This is a genomic window from Pseudomonas sp. AOB-7 (assembly GCF_003696305.1).
Taxonomy (GTDB): Bacteria; Pseudomonadota; Gammaproteobacteria; order Pseudomonadales; family Pseudomonadaceae; genus Aquipseudomonas.
Genome location: NZ_RFFK01000053.1, coordinates 1 through 548, shown reverse-complemented (window position 1 = coordinate 548; position 548 = coordinate 1). Strand labels below are relative to the sequence as shown.

At 60.4% G+C, this 548-nt stretch carries 1 protein-coding gene; it reads right to left on the bottom strand.

What is annotated here, in order from left to right; translation table 11 throughout:
* On the bottom strand, positions 1–515 hold a 515-nt coding region (locus tag EA796_RS22965), incomplete at its 3' end, for an Hcp family type VI secretion system effector (RefSeq protein ID WP_003241180.1).
* Between the last annotated feature and the right edge of the window lie 33 nt (positions 516–548).

Below are 548 nucleotides of genomic sequence, written 5' to 3'. Positions count from 1 at the left end.
GCGGAGATCGGGGTACGCCAGTCGTCGGAGCCGGAAGTACCGGAGACTTCGTGGGTCCAGACGATCTTGCGGTAGGTGAAGTAGACGTCTTCCAGGTGAGTGAAGTGCGCCATGTTCGGGTCCTGGCAGTTCGGCATGCGCGACTGGACGTCGACGATCACGGCGTCTTCCAGTTCGATGGTGAAGTAGTGCTCCTGGGTACCGGTGGAGGAGGTGCGGTACCACTCCAGACGGCACTTGTTCAGACGCTCGCCGGAGGTCAGGGCGTTGAAGATCAGCGGCGAGGACTTGTCGAAGACCTTGGTGATCATCAGCGGCTTGTGTACGCGCTGGCCGGTCGGTTGGCCGGACTGCGGGTCGCGCGGGATGATGACCTGGTGGTTGTAGGCTTGCACCAGAATCTGGTCCTCATGACCTTCCTGGAAAATGTTGCCGACCGAGTCCTCGGTGAAGGTGCCAGCGGTGATCAGACCTTGTTTGGTGCCTTCGAGGGACAGATACGCGGGTGTTGGCATGAGTGCTCTCCTTGCCTGGGTCATGGATCGTGA